Genomic DNA, 15909 nt, shown 5'->3' with positions numbered 1-15909 from the left:
ATTCATTGCTGATAGCATATCTCTGGAAGCCTGATCTCGTCAGGCTTTTTTAGGACTAGACAAAACTTTGATGTCGGAGGCGGCGACGGCTTTGTGAATAGCCAGATATAAGTCGTCCATTTTAATAGGTTTGGGAATGACACCTTCAAACCCCTTATTGAGGTAGTATTTGATATCATTCTCTTGGGCATTTGCTGTTACAGCGATTATAGGAAGTTCCGGTCTGGATTGTTTAATGTATTGACATGCGGTCACACCATCCATTACCGGCATTTGAATGTCCATTAAGACCAGTTGAGTATCATTAGAGACTGATTCCAGGGCTTCTTGTCCGTTATTAGTGATAACAGGGAAAATACCAACACTCTTAAGGAGCTTACTTATGATGAACTGATTCACTTTGTTGTCCTCTACCACAAGAACATCGAGTTTTTTTAGTGAATCAAGATAATCAGGCTTACATGTTGTATCTGGTTTCGTTATCTCCTCTCTGGAGATAGCCAAGTTAAGCTGCAGAGAAACTTTGGTTCCCATGTTCGGTTCACTTGAAACATGTATTTTTCCACCCATAAGTTCCACAAGCGCTTTAACGATAGACATCCCCAAGCCTGTGCCGCCATAAACGCGCGTGATTGAACTGTCACCTTGTTCAAAATCGTTAAATAACTTGGCTTGTGTTGAATGGTTCATCCCGATTCCGGTGTCGGTAACTTCTACGAATATTACCTCCGGGGTAGCTTGTTCTTTTACGGTAAGAGAAACGGTGCCACTGTGAGTAAATTTTACGGCATTGTTGAGCAGGTTAAAGATTATTTGTTTCAGGCGTAATCCATCGCAGAATCGATTTGGGCAGCTTATCTTCTGAGATAAATGGAACTTGATGCCTTTGGCATTGCATTCTTGAGTGTAAATCTGTTGAACAGAAGCGAACAAAGCGCAGAGGTCATACTCATCTGCATTGAGGGTGTATTTGCTTGATTTTAGTTTGGAGAAGTCTAGGATATCGTCAACTAGCCTTACTAGCATGTCGCTACATGATATTGCATTATTAACCAGCAACAGCGCCTCTTCGTTGACTTTCTTATACTTAATCAGTTGTAGGCTGCCATGGATGCCATTGATAGGTGTTTTGAGTTCATGGGAGATTTTCGCCAGTAGTTCAGATTTTGCATTATTTGCTGAGTCCAGCTCAAAGGCTAACGCTTCGAGTTCTTGCACTTTGTTGTTTAATTCATCAATTTTTGAGCGAATTAAAGCTTCTGTTTTCTTGTTGTAAGAATAGAAGTAGAGAACCAGTGAAAAAAACAAAATGGATAGTAAAAACGCTGAACTGAGTAGCCAGTTTTTGGTTTTGGTAATCTTTTGTAAGATGACGACCTCGTTGTGGTGTATGGCATCTTGCAGTGCTCGGTGTACATACTCTTCGTACTCGGCTTTTAATTCAAAGTACTGATCATTTAATAGTAAAGATTGAGCATCGGTGAAGCGTTGGTTTTTGACTAACTCGATAGCATTCATTTCTATCGCAATGAGCTGGTTATTAGTTTTTGTGGTGGCTTGAATAGCATCTTTTACTGTTGGCTCTAAAGACTGCGCCACTTCTAATGCGTTATCTAAACTATTTGCCGTGTGCAAATAGCGTTTTTCCCATGCAGGACTTTGGGTGAATGCGTACATTCGGGCTGACATGGTTAACACTTCGTCAAAGTAAATGATGTCTTGAGTTGCCTGTTTTACCGCTAGAAGGTGTTTGTCTAAGGCATTTCTCTCTTGCAGGTTATTGACCAAAAATGGGATAAGCGAGATGACAATAAACCCCAAGATGCATATCAAGGTAATGATATAGATTTTTAGCTTTCTCACCTTGTTCAGGTTCTGTGGCATGATGTCACCTAGTTGCAATTAAATCGGTTTCACATGCAAGTGTAGTTCAACAATATGAATTATCACGGGAAAGAGCTACTTCTTAGGAGAGTAGATGTTATAGCTTTCAACGTTATCAGGCTGTGTAAACAATGCGATTTTGGTAATAACTTGCCGTTTTGACTCGATATGGTGTCGCTGAGTTATCTCTTTGAGTTGGGTGACAGCCTTATAACGGTGGGTGCTTGTCTTCTTACCAAGGAGGTAGTGTTCGAAAAACTGTATCTCTACCGAAGAGTCATTGAACTCACCGAGTTCATCTTGCAGTTGCTTCAAACTCTTTATCTGCTTTTTACGGACTTTAGGCGGCAAGATAGGGGCAAAGTACTCGAGTAGATACCTGAGCTTCTTACTGCGAATTCTTAGTCGGTGTATGGCATTGTCAGTACTATTACTATCGAGTTGATTGCAGAGTGACAGTGTTCCCTGAAAGTGGCGCCAAATGACCAGGTGGCCAAACTCCTGACTATTGATATGTCCTTTTTCTGTTTGGTTACTTTCCATCTCGGCCAGTAAGCCTTGAATGAGAGTACATTGCTGCTCATAGTTTTCTGTTTTCAGCCATTTCTTTAGCTCCTTGAAAGCTTTTTGCCGTTCATCTTGCAGCTCGTCGATAAAACGGATCAGCCCTTGATGATGCGAGTGGTCCAGGCAGACAAAATACTTATCCATCTTGAACAGAAAGACATCGAGATCTCTCAGCAGATTGGTTTTTTGCATCATGGTTTTGAGTTCATTGTTGAGCATGGCTTTTTGGCGGGGCTCGAACAAGGCCTTGAGTAAGCTGATCAGCGTCCTGCAACGGCGAAGTGCTACTCGGTATTGGTGAAGAAACTCGATATCATCGTCACGGATAATACCTTTTTCATGCCGTACTGCATGGAGAAATTCATTATTGAGAAAATGGAAAGTGGGTAGGTATATTTCAGCTGAGGCCGACAGCTTTATTTTAGGGTTAACTTTTTTGGGTAGTTTTAGTTGGTCTCTCTTATTAACGTTCATTCCTTCACCTCTTTAACAAAGCTTAGTTGTTGTAGCAGAGGAATGGCGTAAAGCTTTCGAAACTGCTAGCTGGGTTGCAAAAAATATAAATAAATTTGTTACCAATATTAGCTGGCAACTTTTTACTCTTTACCTTGTTAGTGACTTAAGTTGCATATTGTCAATCTGAGTTTACGAAATTGATTTACATTTGTGTAACATCTTTTGCCCGGGAAATGTCTCATCATTTCGCCAGAAATGCTAATCCTATTAGTAAGCGCCGGATCTCCTGAAACACGGCAGCTGAAGACATAGTGAGGATAATACGGATGAGCAAGATGATTGATAATCCAATGGGCACGGACGGCTTTGAATTTGTGGAATACACCGCACCGACCCCAGAGGGTATCGCAAACTTGAAAAACCTCTTTCGCTTAATGGGGTTTGCAGAGGTTGCCAAGCACAAACACAAGTCGGTATGGTTGTATCGACAGGGCGATATTAATTTTATTGTTAATGGTGAGGCTCATTCTCAGGCGTCAGGTTTTGCTGGTATACACGGTGCCAGCGTGAATGCCATGGCGTTTCGCGTGGTTGATTCTAGTCAGGCACTTGCCTATGCGGTTGAGAAAGGTGCCACGGCGTGCGCACCTCAGGCGGGACCGATGGAGCTGAACATACCTGCTATCTATGGTATCGGCGAGTCCCTGATTTATCTGGTTGACCGCTATGGCGAGCGCGATATCTACGACATTGATTTTGACTACTATCCCGATTACAAAGAGCGGATGGCAGCGCTGGATGCAGGGCTGGAGGTTATCGATCACCTTACCCACAATGTTAAGCGCGGGAATATGGATTTGTGGGCAAGCTTTTATGAAAAAATCGCAAATTTTCATGAAATACGCCATTTCGATATCAAAGGCAAAATGACCGGTTTGTTATCGCGCGCCATGACGGCACCATGTGGCAAAATTCGGATACCTATAAACGAGTCCAGTGATGATAAGTCCCAGATCGCCGAGTATCTGGATCAATACAACGGTGAAGGCATTCAGCATATTGCCCTGAGTACCGAAAATATCCTGGCAACGGTCGAGAAGCTGAAACAGGGTGGGCTTGGGTTCATGGACACCCCTGATACCTATTATGAGGGGATCAACAAGCGTGTTCCCGGTCACCATGAAGATGTGGCCAAGCTTAATGAGCTGAAGGTTCTGATTGATGGCGACGAGACCGGTATCTTGCTGCAAATATTTACCGATACCGTGATTGGGCCTGTCTTCTTTGAAATTATTCAGCGGAAAGGGAATGAGGGTTTTGGTGAAGGTAATTTCCAGGCCTTGTTTGAATCTATAGAGCTAGACCAGATCCGCCGCGGCGTGCTGGATGCTGGTGATAAATGATAGCGGCTGAAATCGCTGTTTGCGTAGGGCAGGTGAGTCGCCACTCTCCTGCCCACTTTGCTTAGTGGCCAAATCGTTTGGAGGCATGGGCGAGCAGAAGATGGTATAGGTCATGAGCGGCCGGTCCGGTCTTAGCACCTTTGGGCAGGGTAATATGCAGCGGCACCTGATAGCGCTGTGCCCCCTCAATTGAGAGTTTAACGATGTCACTGCTGTTCATCTCATTGACCATATGCTCCGGCAGTCGGCAAAACCCAAGGCCACTGACGACGGCACGCCACGCATGATCAAAATTATCAACGGTTATGCGTTGCTGAGATTTAAGCCAGCCGACGTTTTGTTTTTCCTTGTCCGGATCGGCACCCAGATCGCGAATGACGATCTGGGTTTCGGTTGTTAAGTCTCCGAAACATAGATTCGCCTTTTGAGCCAGTAAATGGTTCTTGGCAACAACAGGTACCATAGTTATGACGCCGAACGCATCTGCCGGATGATTGGTTACCGGAAGGTTGATAATTGCCACGTCGGATTTCTCCGATGCTACAGCGTCAGTGGTGCCTGATAGTGATGTTTCAATCACCTGAACCGAGGTGTTTTTGTTTTGCGCGAAAAACTCGGATAACGGTTGATATAGCCATTCCCGGCAGCATAAATGATCGATAGATACCGTGATTTCAGATTCGACCCCCATGGATAGCTGGCTACTGATCAGTTCAAGATCTCGGGCTTGTTCAAGCATGGATGTTGCCCTGCGGAGTAAAGACTGACCGTCTTCGGTTAGCACCGCTCTGCGTCCTCTTACCTCAACTAAGGGTATTCCCAACTGCTCTTCGAGCTTCCTGATCGCGTAAATCAGAGTGGTATGGCTTTTGTTTAGCTGGGTTGCAGCCGCCTGAATACTTCCCGAGCGGTTGATCTCATGCAAGGTAAGCCATTGTTCGAGGGTGGTTTTGAGTCTCATTGGTCGATTTTTTGCACACTAAATTGAGATATTTTGAACTTTTCTGTTCAATTTTTGCTGATTATGATTATTGCACATAACGAAGAGAGTGGAGTAAAGAATTATGCGTAAGTTGCTACAGGTAGACTTTAATTTTCAAGGCCCTTTTGGTGAGGAGATGTCTGTATTGCTAAAAGAATTGGCTGAATCTATCAACCATGAGCCGGGAATGATTTGGAAAATCTGGACCGAGAATGCTCAGACTCAACAGGGGGGAGGGGTGTATCTATTCGAGGATGAGCAAACGGCCTTGGCTTACCTTGAGATGCATACGGCGCGATTGCAGCAAATGGGTATTACCGACGTGAGAGGCATTGTGTTCGATATCAACGAGCCTCTGTCTCAGATTAACAAAGGCCCGATTAACCACTAATGTATTAGGAACAATGAGATGAACAGTAAAACATTCCTGACGGTACATGCTGCAATTTATGGTGTTTTTGCACTGGCTTTGTTTTTTGTACCCGCTTTGATGTGGCCGATGTACGGCCTTGAACTCAATGATCAATACGCCCTTTTTCTGTCGCAGCATAACAGTATTTTCCTGGGCGGGATCGCAGCGATCAGTTTCTTGCTTCGTGAGATTGAACAGGGCTTAGTGGCGAAAAAGTTGTTTAAGGGCTTGTTGGTTACCAATCTGCTAGGTGTCGTGATTACCTTGTATGCGTGTTTTACTGGTATTTTCGTTGGATTCGGCTGGAGTGATCCTGCGTTTTTTGCTCTGCTGTCTTTCCTAAGCTATGCACAGTACAAGAAAGTACAACTTGGCTGATACGTTAATCATCATACTCACATAACAAAGCCCGCAGTATTGCTACTGCGGGCTTTGGACGTTGCGGAGAAGGGTTAGCTTTCTGTTACACCATGCCATTGGTAATGGTTATTGGGCTTTTTGCTCACAATCCCTTCCTCAAGTAGTTGCTTGAAGATGTCATCCACCTCCTCGCTGTTGATCTTAAGAAACCGGGTGACAGCTCGCTTGGTGCAGTTAACCTGGTTAGAACTTAAGGCTTCAATCGCTTTCTCATAAGGGCTCTTGGGTAGTTCGGGTTCGACTTCCTGTACTGCAGTAGGCTCGGCTTTATTACTGGTTTCTATTGTGTTGGTAAGCAGCTCAGGCTCTTTGGGCTCAGCTGCTTCGAACGCATCGATAGTGATAGGGTTGATGCGGCGGAATTGGTTCCTGAAACGCAGCTCTTCACCAATTAATCCGACAAAGAAAGCCGCGAAGAAATCCAATAGCACAGACAGGAAGATGACCAAACCTAATTGTGCTGTTTGCGTTTGTACATTGAGCGACTTAGCCAAACTGTCGATAAGGCCAATGACCGATCCCTGATTGACTACCGGCAGGCTGTCCCGCTCTGTTGCCAAAGCCTGTTGCTGGCGACGAAGCTGGTCATTTTCTTTCTGGATCCGGGCGACACCCGTTGCGATTCGCTCCATCTGGATATATTTTTCGGCAGCAATATTGTTGAGCTCGATTTGTTTCTCAATCGCGTCAATTTGCATGTTGTAGGTGCTGATCTTGCTCTGCTGAACATTGACATGTCCTTGCGCCTTGTTGGTGGCGCTGTTGATACCACCGACCGAACCGCCGATAGAAATAGCAGCAAGAACGGCATAGAAGGCAAAAGCCGAGAAGGCACCGGTATAGTTGCGGCGGGCTCGGCGTTCTCCAAATTCATACCAGGCAAAGAATTTTCCCAGTTCGAAGATAACCGCAAGGCCGCCAAACAGCAGTTGCATCACTGGATCTTCATCGATGGAGAGGAAAAGAAGCAGCGAAAATATGATGGAAGCAAGAATGGATGCGCCGGTGAAACTGTATACCGTCCACATCGCGAACGTTCCTTTCGGGAACCGTACCGGTAGATTGTCGTTGTAAAGCATATAACAGTGTCTTTAACTATGAGCGCTATTGCTCATGTTTAACCCGCCGGTTTTAGCCGCCGGGTAATAAAAAAAGGTGGCTAAGCATACCCTAAAACAAGGTGTTAGCCCTTATAAAATAAGGCCTCCGCAGATTTTACGACGGAATTTTACACTGAGCTTTCATAACTGAAGAAAAGTTCGCCAACTGCTGACTGTGTGGAAAGGCTAATACGTCTTTTTAGTGCCACTAATGTCCGTCTGTATGGAAGTGCTCGTTTGTCGGCAAGGTTTTTATACAGTGGTGAGATCAAGGTGATACACGCTCAAATGTTGCTATATTGTTAGTGCGAGGTTAGATTAAAAGCTCTACGGCCGGTATCCAGTGTTCTGAGTGTGCAGTATCGGGCAGGACGGCATCAACACCACAAGGCAAGGAGCATGTATGAAAGACCTATTGAAAGGCTACCCTGTGATTACAGAAATTCCGGTGGCGTGGGGTGAAATGGACGCGCTTAACCATGTAAATAACGTCGTGTATTTCCGCTATCTTGAAACTGCGCGCATTGAGTACTTCCGAGAGGTCGCCCTAATGGAAGAAATACAACATACAGGTATCGGCCCGGTGCTGGGTGAAACCAGCTGCCGTTACAAGTTGCCGGTGACGTATCCGGATACGCTCTATGTCGGTAGCCGGGTTTCCGAACTCAAGGAAGATCGTTTCACCATGGAATACGAAATCGTCAGCAAGAAGCTCGGGGCGGTAACGACGTCAGGGACAGCAAAAGTGGTCATGTTCAACTTCAAAACCAACAAGAAAGCCATCTTGTCGCCTTCGCTAGTTGAAGCCATTGAAAGCATTGAGTCGCGCGTTTCAACCGAGCAGGTAACGGTAGAGTAATTCTTGTTGAAACAACGACCTTAAGACAGTTCGGGTATCGATGCGGCGGCTCCCGCTGCCGCTTTGGCCACACAACATTATCTAACCTTTTCTTACAATCCCTTTTTCTTTGTCCTCCTGCTTTTTTTTCGCTCTATAGCATGACACTTCGGTCGCGTTTTACTTCGTTTCGCTCTCTGGTTCTGCAGTTTGTCGCATTGATACACGCCGTTTAATCCCCGTGTTTACTATCGAGACAAATATCAACGTAAATGGAGAGACACATGATTCAGATGATTACCAAAAAGTTACGGGTGATGTTAGTCAGCACTCTGTTATTGGTACCTAGCTTTGTCCAGGCAAGCGAGATCGAAGCCATTATCAACCTGTACAATCAAGCTGCTTCAGGGGATGAAGCTAAAGTTGAAGCGGTATACCAGCAACTTGAGAACCTGATTGAGGCTGAAGGGCCACAGCCGCTGACAATGGTCTATTTAGGCGGAACTGAAACACTAAAAGGTCGTGATGCCTGGATGCCCTGGAACAAAATGAAATATGTCGAGCAGGGTCTGGCCAAGATTGATAAGGGTCTGGACATGCTTGATGCCAATCCGCTTTCTCTTGCCGATCAGCGAGTGATTTCTGGTATTCATGAGTACTACCTGGCGCAGGCTATCTCTGCCTCAACATTTACCCTGCTACCTGACATGTTTAACTACTTCGAGCGTGGTTACGACATTTACCTTTCTTTGCTGGAACAGCCGGAATTTGCAAAGGAACCCTTTGCAGCGACAGCCTGGATATATGGCTTTGCTGTGCAGGCGGCAATTCGGGCAGAAGATATGCCACAGGCGAGAAGCTGGCTTGCGCAAATGCAGCAACAGGACGCCAATCATCCGCAAACGCTTAAGGCTATTGATATGGTCAATCAGGGCTGAGGGGGAAACATGATCCAGTTTTCTGGAATACGTAAGCAATATTGGTTGGGCAATCAAGAGGTGTGCGCACTAAACGGTGTGTCAGGGGGGATTGATAACGGTGAGATGGTGGCGCTCTGCGGGCCTTCGGGCTCGGGAAAAAGCACCCTGCTCAATATCCTTGGTTTGCTGGATAGAGACTATCAGGGGGAAGTGTTGTTCGGGGAAACCACGTCAGCCTTGCAACCAGCACCGCAATCGTCTGCTGATGCAGCGAGATTTCGCCGGAGCCAGCTTGGGTTTGTTTTTCAGCGGTTCAACCTTGTTCCTGTAATGACAGCGCTGGAAAACGTCGCCTACCCATTGCATCTCAATGGATGTTCGAAACAAGAGCAGCAACAGAAAGCAACTGAGATGCTTGAACGAGTCGGGCTGGAGAAGTGGCTTCATCATCGCCCTGATCATTTATCTGGCGGCCAACAACAACGTGTTGCCATTGCCCGCGCATTGGTGCATCGACCGAGTTTGGTGATAGCTGATGAACCTACCGCCAGTCTTGATAGCCAGACAGCCAATGCTGTGGTTGAGATCATGAAAGATCTCGGCCATGAAATAGGAACCACGTTTATTGTCGCGACCCATGATCCGCGGATGGCTGAGCGCTGTGATCGTCGGATTGAGTTATTAGACGGATATATCCAGCAGGAGGCAATGCGATGGGTAAGCTAACGATTAGCAAGTTGGCTGACAAAGTGATGCCTTATTACTTTAAGTTGGCATGGCTTAATCTGCAGCGAAACGCCCGCCGCAGCTTGCTCTCGGTGATGATCATTGCGATCACTGTGTTTGCGATGACAGCCGCTGGCGGCTTTGGCCTGTATACCTATCAATCACTGCAGGAATCTACTGCCCGCGATGTCGGCCATATAACGTTAAGTGTGCCGGGCTATTTCGAAAAAGACGAAGAGATGCCGTTGAGCAATGGCCTGAACCATTCGCAGATTCTGATCCGCGCGTTACTGAAACACGACACTGTTCGTGCCGTTCAGCCCCGGATCTATTTTACCGGGCTGGTGTCCAACGGCAGCAAGTCCGCCATTTTCACCGGAACAGGGGTGAATGATCGTGAGTTTAGCCTCAAAGGCCCTTTCCTAACGATGAGGGAAGGTAAAACGCTCTCTGATGTTACTTCGAGTCGCTATGATCCGGCTGAGCCCGAAGTTATGTTGGGTGCCGATTTGGCTAACAATATGAATGTCGGAGTCGGAGACTGGATAACCTTGCTGGCCACAACCAGTGAAGGGGCGTTAAATGCTTATGACTTCAAGGTGCGTGGCCTTTATTCTACGGGCGTTCCTGAGCTAGACAAACGCCAGCTCTATATTCACATCCAGTCTGCACAAGAGCTGTTGCTGTCTGATAAGGTCAGTACCTTGTCTGTCTTTCTGAATGATACCGCTCAAACCGATGCGATGATGCCGCTTATCGACAGTCAACTCAACTTAATGGTCGAAGGGCAGGGCATTGAACTGACGCCATGGCAAGACCGGGCATTTTTCTACAATAACGTAAAAAATCTCTATGACCTTATCTTCGGCATGATGGGATTGGTAATGGGGCTAGTCGTATTTGTCTCCCTGTTTAATACCATGACGATGTCGGTAACAGAACGCACTCGCGAGATCGGTACATTGTCGGCGCTAGGCAGTTTTCGCGGTGAAATTATCAGAGGTTTTTTACGCGAGTCCGGTTTGCTGGCCGTTATTGGTGCCGGGACCGGTGCCCTGATGAGCGCAGCTCTGAGCCTGTTTTTGATGCTGGTTGAAGTCAATATGCCACCGCCTCCCGGTTACAGCGAGGGCTATCCGCTACAGGTTAACTTCTCACTGGAATTGGTGCTATACGCCACGAGCGGTGTACTTGTCATTTGCCTGGTTGCAGCATTTTTCTCAGCCCGTAAAGGGGTCAACAAACCAATTACAGAGGCTTTGTCATATGTGTAATGTGTCTAATTTCAAGCAAACGGTTGGCTTTTTGATCAGCATTTTGGCTTTTAATGTCAGTGCCCAGCCTGAAAAAAGCGTTGAGGAAATCTTGCAGCGGGCTGATCAGTATCGGTTGGATAGTGCGGCAGCCAAAGTGGTGTCTGAGGTACAGCTGTATGAAAACGATGAGCTGGAGAAAACGCGCCATTATACCGTGTACACCCGTCCTGAACGTGAATCGCTGGTGGTGTTTAAGTCGAAAGTTGAAGCAGGACAAAAAATGCTGATGTTGGGAGATAACTATTGGTTGTTGATGCCAAAAAGCCGCCGTCCTATCAGGATCACCCCCATGCAGAAATTGCTGGGCGAAGCATCAGTCGGTGATATCTCGACTTTAACCTGGAGTGCCGACTATCAGGGTAAATGGGTCCAGTCTTTAGAGCTGAAACTCCCGATGTCCGAGAGTGTAATGGTCAACCAACTGGAGCTGACAGCCAAAACCTCGGGCGCCAGTTATCAGCGTATTGAACTGTGGCTCGAAAAGGGGAGTGACTTTCCCATCCGGGCAACCATGTATCTTCGGTCAGGTAAGTTGGCAAAAGAGGCCTGGTTTACCAAAGGGGAGCGAAACGCCCGTACTAGTGTTGTAGCCATGACTCTGCACGATCGTATTCAGCCAAGTAAAAAGACAGTCATCAACTATCAGGAGATCTCTCCTGTGGCCTTGGCGGCGAAGTATTACAATCCGGCTTATTTGTCTCGAAATACTGTGTCGGGGCTATAACATGAACTGCTCTTCTGCTTTGTACTGTTGGCTTAGGTTGGTGTCGCTGATCGTTTGCCTGTTTGTTTCACGACAGGCATTCGCCAATACATTGGATGCGAGCTGGGACTGGATGGTCAGTGTCGAGCATCATGATACAAGAAACAGCGTATACCTTCCTGATGAACAGGATGAGCAATGGCAATCGGTAAACGCCTTGCTGGATGTCGAACTAGGTTACGAACAGTGGCTTGGAGTGTTGGCGCTAAAAGGTAATGATCTTTATTCTTCCCAGTCCGGTGTTGATCGCGATAGCGAGCTGATCGTCAGGGAGCTGTTCTGGCAGGGAGCAATATCGCTGGCAGGTACTGACGTAGATATTACCCTCGGCAAGGTGCGGGTGGATTGGGGTGTTGGTTATGGTTATCGGCCGCTGGATATTATCAAGCCATATAGAACTAATCCGGTCGGTATCCAAGTCGAGGAAGGGGCAGGAGTCGCTGCTGCCTCTTATTTTGACGCTAATGGTGAGTGGACGCTAATTTATGCTGATTCTTCCTGGACCACGCAACAAGGTAGCGAGCTGGATCAACTTAATGAACAGCAAGGAGTCGGCATCAGACGTTACGGGCTTGCTGGCGATAGCGAATGGCAGGGAATTGTTTATTACGATGATGTCAGGCGTGGTCTACTTGGTGGTAGCTGGGTGACTATTCTGGATGATGCCTGGGAGTTTCACACTTCCGCGGCGTATCAGAAAGAATATTTTAGCTTCCGGGTGCCAGATTCGTTGCGTGAGCCTGTTATTTCTGACAAAAAGGATAACGGGCTACAAGCGTTGGCCGGGCTGACATGGACCAGTGAAAGTGGGCAGAGCGTGATTTTGGAATATTGGTATGACAGCAGAAGCTGGGATTACGGCCAGTGGCAGCAAGCTTATCAGAATGCTGAGCAAATTCATGCCAATGAAATGCCTGTCGGATTGAGGCATGCTTATGCCCAGCCTCTACAGCATGTCAATCTGGTTAGCCATAACGTGATGTTTCATTGGACACTGGATCCGGTAGCCTGGCAGCACTGGGACTGGTCTCGCAATGTATCCTGCCTGCAAAATGTTAAACCGACCTTTGATGTGTTGTTTTCTCCGCAAGACAAAGGGGCAATAATGACCCAGTGGTTAGGGTATTCCATTCTTGATACCGGCGATGTGCAATTTGACGTAGAGATTGCGGCCCGTTTTTTGACTGGTGACAAACAATCCGTCTACCGTAATTTATCTGATAAGCGTATGATTTTGCTAAATCTTAAAGGACGATTTTGATGAGTCAGAGTGAGTACACAGGTAACCCGTTTCCCTGGTTGAAATCGGTGGCGATCACCAGTGCGTTTTGCTTGGGGATTGCTATCGTCACTTACATTGTGTGGCCGGATAATTTCTATGAAGATCTCGCGATCAGCTTTGGCTACGGCGCGAGTGCCATCGCGACGGCAAGGTTTACCACCTACTTTTTTCCGAGCTTGAGTTACCGACAGGTGAATGTCTTAACGGTACTGTCTGCCATGGTGCTGGGTACGGCCAATGCCTTTTTTTGGCTAAGTGGTCCAGATACCTATCAGTCACTAGCCGAAATGAAACCTGTCATTATGCTGGCGTTATTGTTCACGCTTATCTGTTTCTATTACTTTTACTCCTATGAGCAAAAGCTATTGGCTCAACATGAGATGGAGCAAGTTCGGAGAAAACAGTCTGAGCAGGAAAAAGCCTTGGTGTTAAGTCAGTTACGTCAGCTGCAGAGCCAGATTGAGCCGCATTTTTTGTTTAATACACTGGCCAATGCGATTGCATTGATCGATCAGGATACCGCTAAAGCCAAGTTGATGCTGGTTCGTCTGACTGACCTGTTACATACCAATCTGCACAGAACCCGCGCAGATGTCACGACGCTGGAAGAGGAAATCGATCTTATTTCGGCATACCTTGATATTCAGCAGATCCGATTGGGTGACAGGTTGAGCTATCAAATTATCAGCAATGATGTGAGTTTGACGCTGCCGATTCCGCCGTTTCTGATCCAACCGCTTGTTGAAAACGCTGTCTATTATGGTATCGAGCCAAAGGGAGAAGGGGGCGCAATTGAGCTGCACATAGAAGAAGACAACCATGAGCTTGTGGTGCAGGTTAAGGATAATGGGAAAGGTATTCAGCCGACGATGTCTTCCGGCGGGAATGGAGTCAGTTTGGAAAATATCCGTGGTAGGTTAGTGTCTTTGTTTGATAATAAGGCCAGTCTGACAATAAAAGAACCTTTAGAGGGTGGGGTGACGGCGACGATCCGCTTACCAAAGGCACAATTGATGACATTGCAGGAACAAGGAGAAGTGCATGGGTAAGTTTGCCAAGGCCGTAATAGCAGATGACGAGCCGATCTTACGCCATCATTTGAGCCGGGCATTGGCAGAAGTATGGCCTGAGCTTGAAATTGCGGCAGCAGCGGGCAATGGTGTAGAAGCTCTTGAAGCGATAAGTACTCACCAGCCTGATGTTGTTTTCCTTGATATCAGAATGCCGGAGCTAGACGGAATGGGGGTCGCCAAGGCACTGTCTAAACTGGATAAGACGCCGCATATCATTTTTACCACCGCTTATAGAGAGTATGCGATAAATGCGTTTGAGCAAAATGCACTTGATTACCTGTTAAAGCCGCTTTCGGAGCAGCGTCTGGAACAGGCATGTGACAAGGTGAAGGCTCGCCTTGCTGAAAGGGCTGATAGTCATACCGCACAAGGGCAGTATAGTCATGAACAGCTCGGTAGCCTGATTGAGCAAATCAACCAGTTGTCTCAGCCTAAGCCGGTTGAATATCTGAACTGGGTGAAAGCCAGCAAAGGAGACGATATCTATGTTATTTCGGTTGCGGACATTTTATATTTCAAAGCCGAGGACAAGTATATCTCGGTCTACAAGAAGAACGAGAATGCCGCGAAAGGAGCGGATGAATATGTTATTCGCAGTGCGCTGAAAGAACTGGTGAATCAGCTCAATCCTGACCACTTTTGGCAGATCCATCGCTCAACGATAGTCAATGTTTCAGCAATCGATAAAGTACATAAAGACTTTACCGGCAGACTCTCGGTACTGATCGGTAAGAATAAGTTGCCTGTTAGCCGTAGCGCTCAGAGTCTATTTAAAGGGTTATAAAATAGGGTTCTGATTGAGTTTTTGTTGAATGAAATCCATAAAACTTTTTGTTTTTAGAGGAACATTACGGTTGAGGGGATAAACGGCATTAATAGGATAATTCTTATAGTAATCCTGCAGAATGTGTACAAGCTGACCTGATTGGATATAAGGGGCAACCAGCCAGTTTGGCATGAATGAGATCCCAGCATCGGCTAGCAGCATTTCCATCAACCCACATCCGCTATCACCCTGAAAATTTCCTGCGACCTGGACCGTTGTATCGGAGTGTTGATCAGAAAAAGTCCAGGTATTACCGCTTGCTCCCAAACTGTAGACAAGACAGTTGTGTGTACGTAACTCACTTGGGTGTTGAGGGACAGAATGCTTTTCCAGGTAGGTGGGTGAGGCGACAATAATCAGGTCGTCATCACCTAAGTGCTTGGCTATCATCGAAGAATCCTTTAAGTCTCCCAGCCGAATGGCTACGTCTATGCCTTCTTCAACCAAATTCACCATCTTTTCACTGAATTTTAGATCAAGTTGAACCTCAGGAAAAGCCGATAAAAACTCGGGGATAACAGGTGCAATGTACAAAGTACCAAACATTACCGGAACAGATACGCGCAGTTTACCCCGAGGCGTAGCTATTAAAGAACGCGCTTCGCTTTCGGCCTCTTCAAGGTCTCGTAAGATACCAACCACCCGTTCATAGTAATTTTGCCCAGCCTCCGTAAGGCTGTGAAGGCGGCCCCCTCTTACAAGTAACTGCGTACCAAGGTTTGATTCCAGAATAGCGACTCGCTTGCTAATTGTTGACTGGGTGGTGTTTTCCTCCCGGGCAACAGCCGAAAAGCTCCCCGTCTCAACAACTCTTACAAATGAACGCATTGCAGTGAGTGTATCCATTATCTCTACTATTCCCACTAAGAATACCCAGTATTCAAATTAACATAGATTTAATACTGGCAGGAATGGTTTATCGTCTTTAACAAAGGAGCAAC

At 46.5% G+C, this 15909-nt stretch carries 16 protein-coding genes; 11 read left to right on the top strand and 5 right to left on the bottom strand.

What is annotated here, in order from left to right:
• Nucleotides 1-39 precede the first annotated feature (39 nt).
• Together EIZ48_RS25715 and EIZ48_RS25710 are read right to left on the bottom strand one after the other, a co-directional pair.
• The gene (locus tag EIZ48_RS25715) at nt 40-1884 is read right to left on the bottom strand and encodes a hybrid sensor histidine kinase/response regulator (RefSeq protein ID WP_160658005.1); all 1845 of its coding nucleotides are present in this window, start codon (nt 1882-1884) and stop codon (nt 40-42) included.
• A 75-nt stretch (nt 1885-1959) separates the two neighbouring features.
• A complete protein-coding gene (locus EIZ48_RS25710) occupies nt 1960-2925 on the bottom strand; it encodes a CHAD domain-containing protein (RefSeq protein WP_160658003.1) in 966 nt (321 codons plus the stop codon).
• Nucleotides 2926-3233: 308 nt separating this feature from the next.
• Between EIZ48_RS25710 and hppD the strand changes: the two genes are divergently transcribed.
• Nucleotides 3234-4310 carry a 4-hydroxyphenylpyruvate dioxygenase gene (gene hppD, locus EIZ48_RS25705; RefSeq protein WP_160658000.1) on the top strand — a complete coding sequence of 359 codons (1077 nt, stop codon included), beginning with the start codon at nt 3234-3236 and terminating at the stop codon, nt 4308-4310.
• Nucleotides 4311-4371: 61 nt separating this feature from the next.
• Here hppD and EIZ48_RS25700 read toward each other — a convergent pair whose 3' ends face one another.
• On the bottom strand, nt 4372-5271 hold the full coding sequence (locus EIZ48_RS25700) for a LysR family transcriptional regulator (RefSeq protein WP_160657998.1): 900 nt from the start codon (nt 5269-5271) through the stop codon (nt 4372-4374).
• Nucleotides 5272-5374: 103 nt separating this feature from the next.
• Between EIZ48_RS25700 and EIZ48_RS25695 the strand changes: the two genes are divergently transcribed.
• Both EIZ48_RS25695 and EIZ48_RS25690 read left to right on the top strand, forming a co-directional pair.
• Entirely contained in the window at nt 5375-5683 is a 309-nt protein-coding gene (locus EIZ48_RS25695) for a monooxygenase (RefSeq protein ID WP_160657996.1), read from the top strand.
• Nucleotides 5684-5701: 18 nt separating this feature from the next.
• Entirely contained in the window at nt 5702-6082 is a 381-nt protein-coding gene (locus EIZ48_RS25690; protein ID WP_160657994.1) for a hypothetical protein, read from the top strand.
• 74 nt (nt 6083-6156) lie between these two features.
• Here EIZ48_RS25690 and EIZ48_RS25685 read toward each other — a convergent pair whose 3' ends face one another.
• On the bottom strand, nt 6157-7152 hold the full coding sequence (locus EIZ48_RS25685; protein ID WP_205298614.1) for a Preprotein translocase subunit SecY: 996 nt from the start codon (nt 7150-7152) through the stop codon (nt 6157-6159).
• A 475-nt stretch (nt 7153-7627) separates the two neighbouring features.
• Here EIZ48_RS25685 and EIZ48_RS25680 point away from each other — a divergent pair, with 475 nt between their 5' ends.
• The 8 genes from EIZ48_RS25680 to EIZ48_RS25645 all read left to right on the top strand — a co-directional run bounded on the left by EIZ48_RS25680 (nt 7628) and on the right by EIZ48_RS25645 (nt 14926).
• Nucleotides 7628-8083, top strand: a complete 456-nt coding sequence (locus tag EIZ48_RS25680) for an acyl-CoA thioesterase (protein WP_160657990.1) — start codon at nt 7628-7630, stop codon at nt 8081-8083.
• 263 nt (nt 8084-8346) lie between these two features.
• Entirely contained in the window at nt 8347-9000 is a 654-nt protein-coding gene (locus EIZ48_RS25675; RefSeq protein ID WP_240153101.1) for a hypothetical protein, read from the top strand.
• A 9-nt stretch (nt 9001-9009) separates the two neighbouring features.
• Nucleotides 9010-9708, top strand: a complete 699-nt coding sequence (locus EIZ48_RS25670) for an ABC transporter ATP-binding protein (RefSeq protein WP_160657988.1) — start codon at nt 9010-9012, stop codon at nt 9706-9708.
• Nucleotides 9696-10982: an ABC transporter permease gene (locus EIZ48_RS25665; protein WP_160657987.1), complete on the top strand. Its 1287-nt coding sequence runs from the start codon at nt 9696-9698 to the stop codon at nt 10980-10982. Before EIZ48_RS25670 ends, EIZ48_RS25665 begins: the two co-directional genes overlap by 13 nt.
• On the top strand, nt 10975-11748 hold the full coding sequence (locus EIZ48_RS25660) for an outer membrane lipoprotein-sorting protein (RefSeq protein WP_160657985.1): 774 nt from the start codon (nt 10975-10977) through the stop codon (nt 11746-11748). Before EIZ48_RS25665 ends, EIZ48_RS25660 begins: the two co-directional genes overlap by 8 nt.
• Nucleotide 11749: 1 nt before the next feature.
• Nucleotides 11750-13048 (top strand): hypothetical protein, encoded by a 1299-nt coding sequence (locus tag EIZ48_RS25655; RefSeq protein WP_160657984.1) that lies wholly within the window; start codon nt 11750-11752, stop codon nt 13046-13048.
• The gene (locus tag EIZ48_RS25650) at nt 13048-14118 is read left to right on the top strand and encodes a sensor histidine kinase (RefSeq protein WP_160657982.1); all 1071 of its coding nucleotides are present in this window, start codon (nt 13048-13050) and stop codon (nt 14116-14118) included. The genes EIZ48_RS25655 and EIZ48_RS25650 overlap by 1 nt, the downstream gene beginning before the upstream one ends.
• The gene (locus EIZ48_RS25645) at nt 14111-14926 is read left to right on the top strand and encodes a LytR/AlgR family response regulator transcription factor (RefSeq protein WP_160657981.1); all 816 of its coding nucleotides are present in this window, start codon (nt 14111-14113) and stop codon (nt 14924-14926) included. Before EIZ48_RS25650 ends, EIZ48_RS25645 begins: the two co-directional genes overlap by 8 nt.
• Here the strand turns inward: EIZ48_RS25645 and EIZ48_RS25640 are convergent.
• A complete protein-coding gene (locus tag EIZ48_RS25640; RefSeq protein WP_160657979.1) occupies nt 14921-15814 on the bottom strand; it encodes a LysR family transcriptional regulator in 894 nt (297 codons plus the stop codon). The genes EIZ48_RS25645 and EIZ48_RS25640 overlap by 6 nt on opposite strands.
• Between the last annotated feature and the right edge of the window lie 95 nt (nt 15815-15909).

The organism is Photobacterium alginatilyticum (genome assembly GCF_009910675.1).
GTDB lineage: Bacteria > Pseudomonadota > Gammaproteobacteria > Enterobacterales > Vibrionaceae > Photobacterium > Photobacterium alginatilyticum.
The sequence above is the reverse complement of the archived record's forward strand: the minus strand, read 5'-3'. Positions and strand labels throughout refer to the sequence as shown.

What these genes read in the sequence shown, in the direction of transcription:
- EIZ48_RS25715 (WP_160658005.1), bottom strand. Translation starts at nt 1,884, where the DNA reads ATGCCACAGAACCTGAACAAGGTGAGAAAGCTAAAAATCTATATCATT.
- EIZ48_RS25710 (WP_160658003.1), bottom strand. Translation starts at nt 2,925, where the DNA reads ATGAACGTTAATAAGAGAGACCAACTAAAACTACCCAAAAAAGTTAAC.
- hppD (WP_160658000.1), top strand. Translation starts at nt 3,234, where the DNA reads ATGAGCAAGATGATTGATAATCCAATGGGCACGGACGGCTTTGAATTT.
- EIZ48_RS25700 (WP_160657998.1), bottom strand. Translation starts at nt 5,271, where the DNA reads ATGAGACTCAAAACCACCCTCGAACAATGGCTTACCTTGCATGAGATC.
- EIZ48_RS25695 (WP_160657996.1), top strand. Translation starts at nt 5,375, where the DNA reads ATGCGTAAGTTGCTACAGGTAGACTTTAATTTTCAAGGCCCTTTTGGT.
- EIZ48_RS25690 (WP_160657994.1), top strand. Translation starts at nt 5,702, where the DNA reads ATGAACAGTAAAACATTCCTGACGGTACATGCTGCAATTTATGGTGTT.
- EIZ48_RS25685 (WP_205298614.1), bottom strand. Translation starts at nt 7,152, where the DNA reads ATGTGGACGGTATACAGTTTCACCGGCGCATCCATTCTTGCTTCCATC.
- EIZ48_RS25680 (WP_160657990.1), top strand. Translation starts at nt 7,628, where the DNA reads ATGAAAGACCTATTGAAAGGCTACCCTGTGATTACAGAAATTCCGGTG.
- EIZ48_RS25675 (WP_240153101.1), top strand. Translation starts at nt 8,347, where the DNA reads ATGATTCAGATGATTACCAAAAAGTTACGGGTGATGTTAGTCAGCACT.
- EIZ48_RS25670 (WP_160657988.1), top strand. Translation starts at nt 9,010, where the DNA reads ATGATCCAGTTTTCTGGAATACGTAAGCAATATTGGTTGGGCAATCAA.
- EIZ48_RS25665 (WP_160657987.1), top strand. Translation starts at nt 9,696, where the DNA reads ATGGGTAAGCTAACGATTAGCAAGTTGGCTGACAAAGTGATGCCTTAT.
- EIZ48_RS25660 (WP_160657985.1), top strand. Translation starts at nt 10,975, where the DNA reads ATGTGTAATGTGTCTAATTTCAAGCAAACGGTTGGCTTTTTGATCAGC.
- EIZ48_RS25655 (WP_160657984.1), top strand. Translation starts at nt 11,750, where the DNA reads ATGAACTGCTCTTCTGCTTTGTACTGTTGGCTTAGGTTGGTGTCGCTG.
- EIZ48_RS25650 (WP_160657982.1), top strand. Translation starts at nt 13,048, where the DNA reads ATGAGTCAGAGTGAGTACACAGGTAACCCGTTTCCCTGGTTGAAATCG.
- EIZ48_RS25645 (WP_160657981.1), top strand. Translation starts at nt 14,111, where the DNA reads ATGGGTAAGTTTGCCAAGGCCGTAATAGCAGATGACGAGCCGATCTTA.
- EIZ48_RS25640 (WP_160657979.1), bottom strand. Translation starts at nt 15,814, where the DNA reads ATGGATACACTCACTGCAATGCGTTCATTTGTAAGAGTTGTTGAGACG.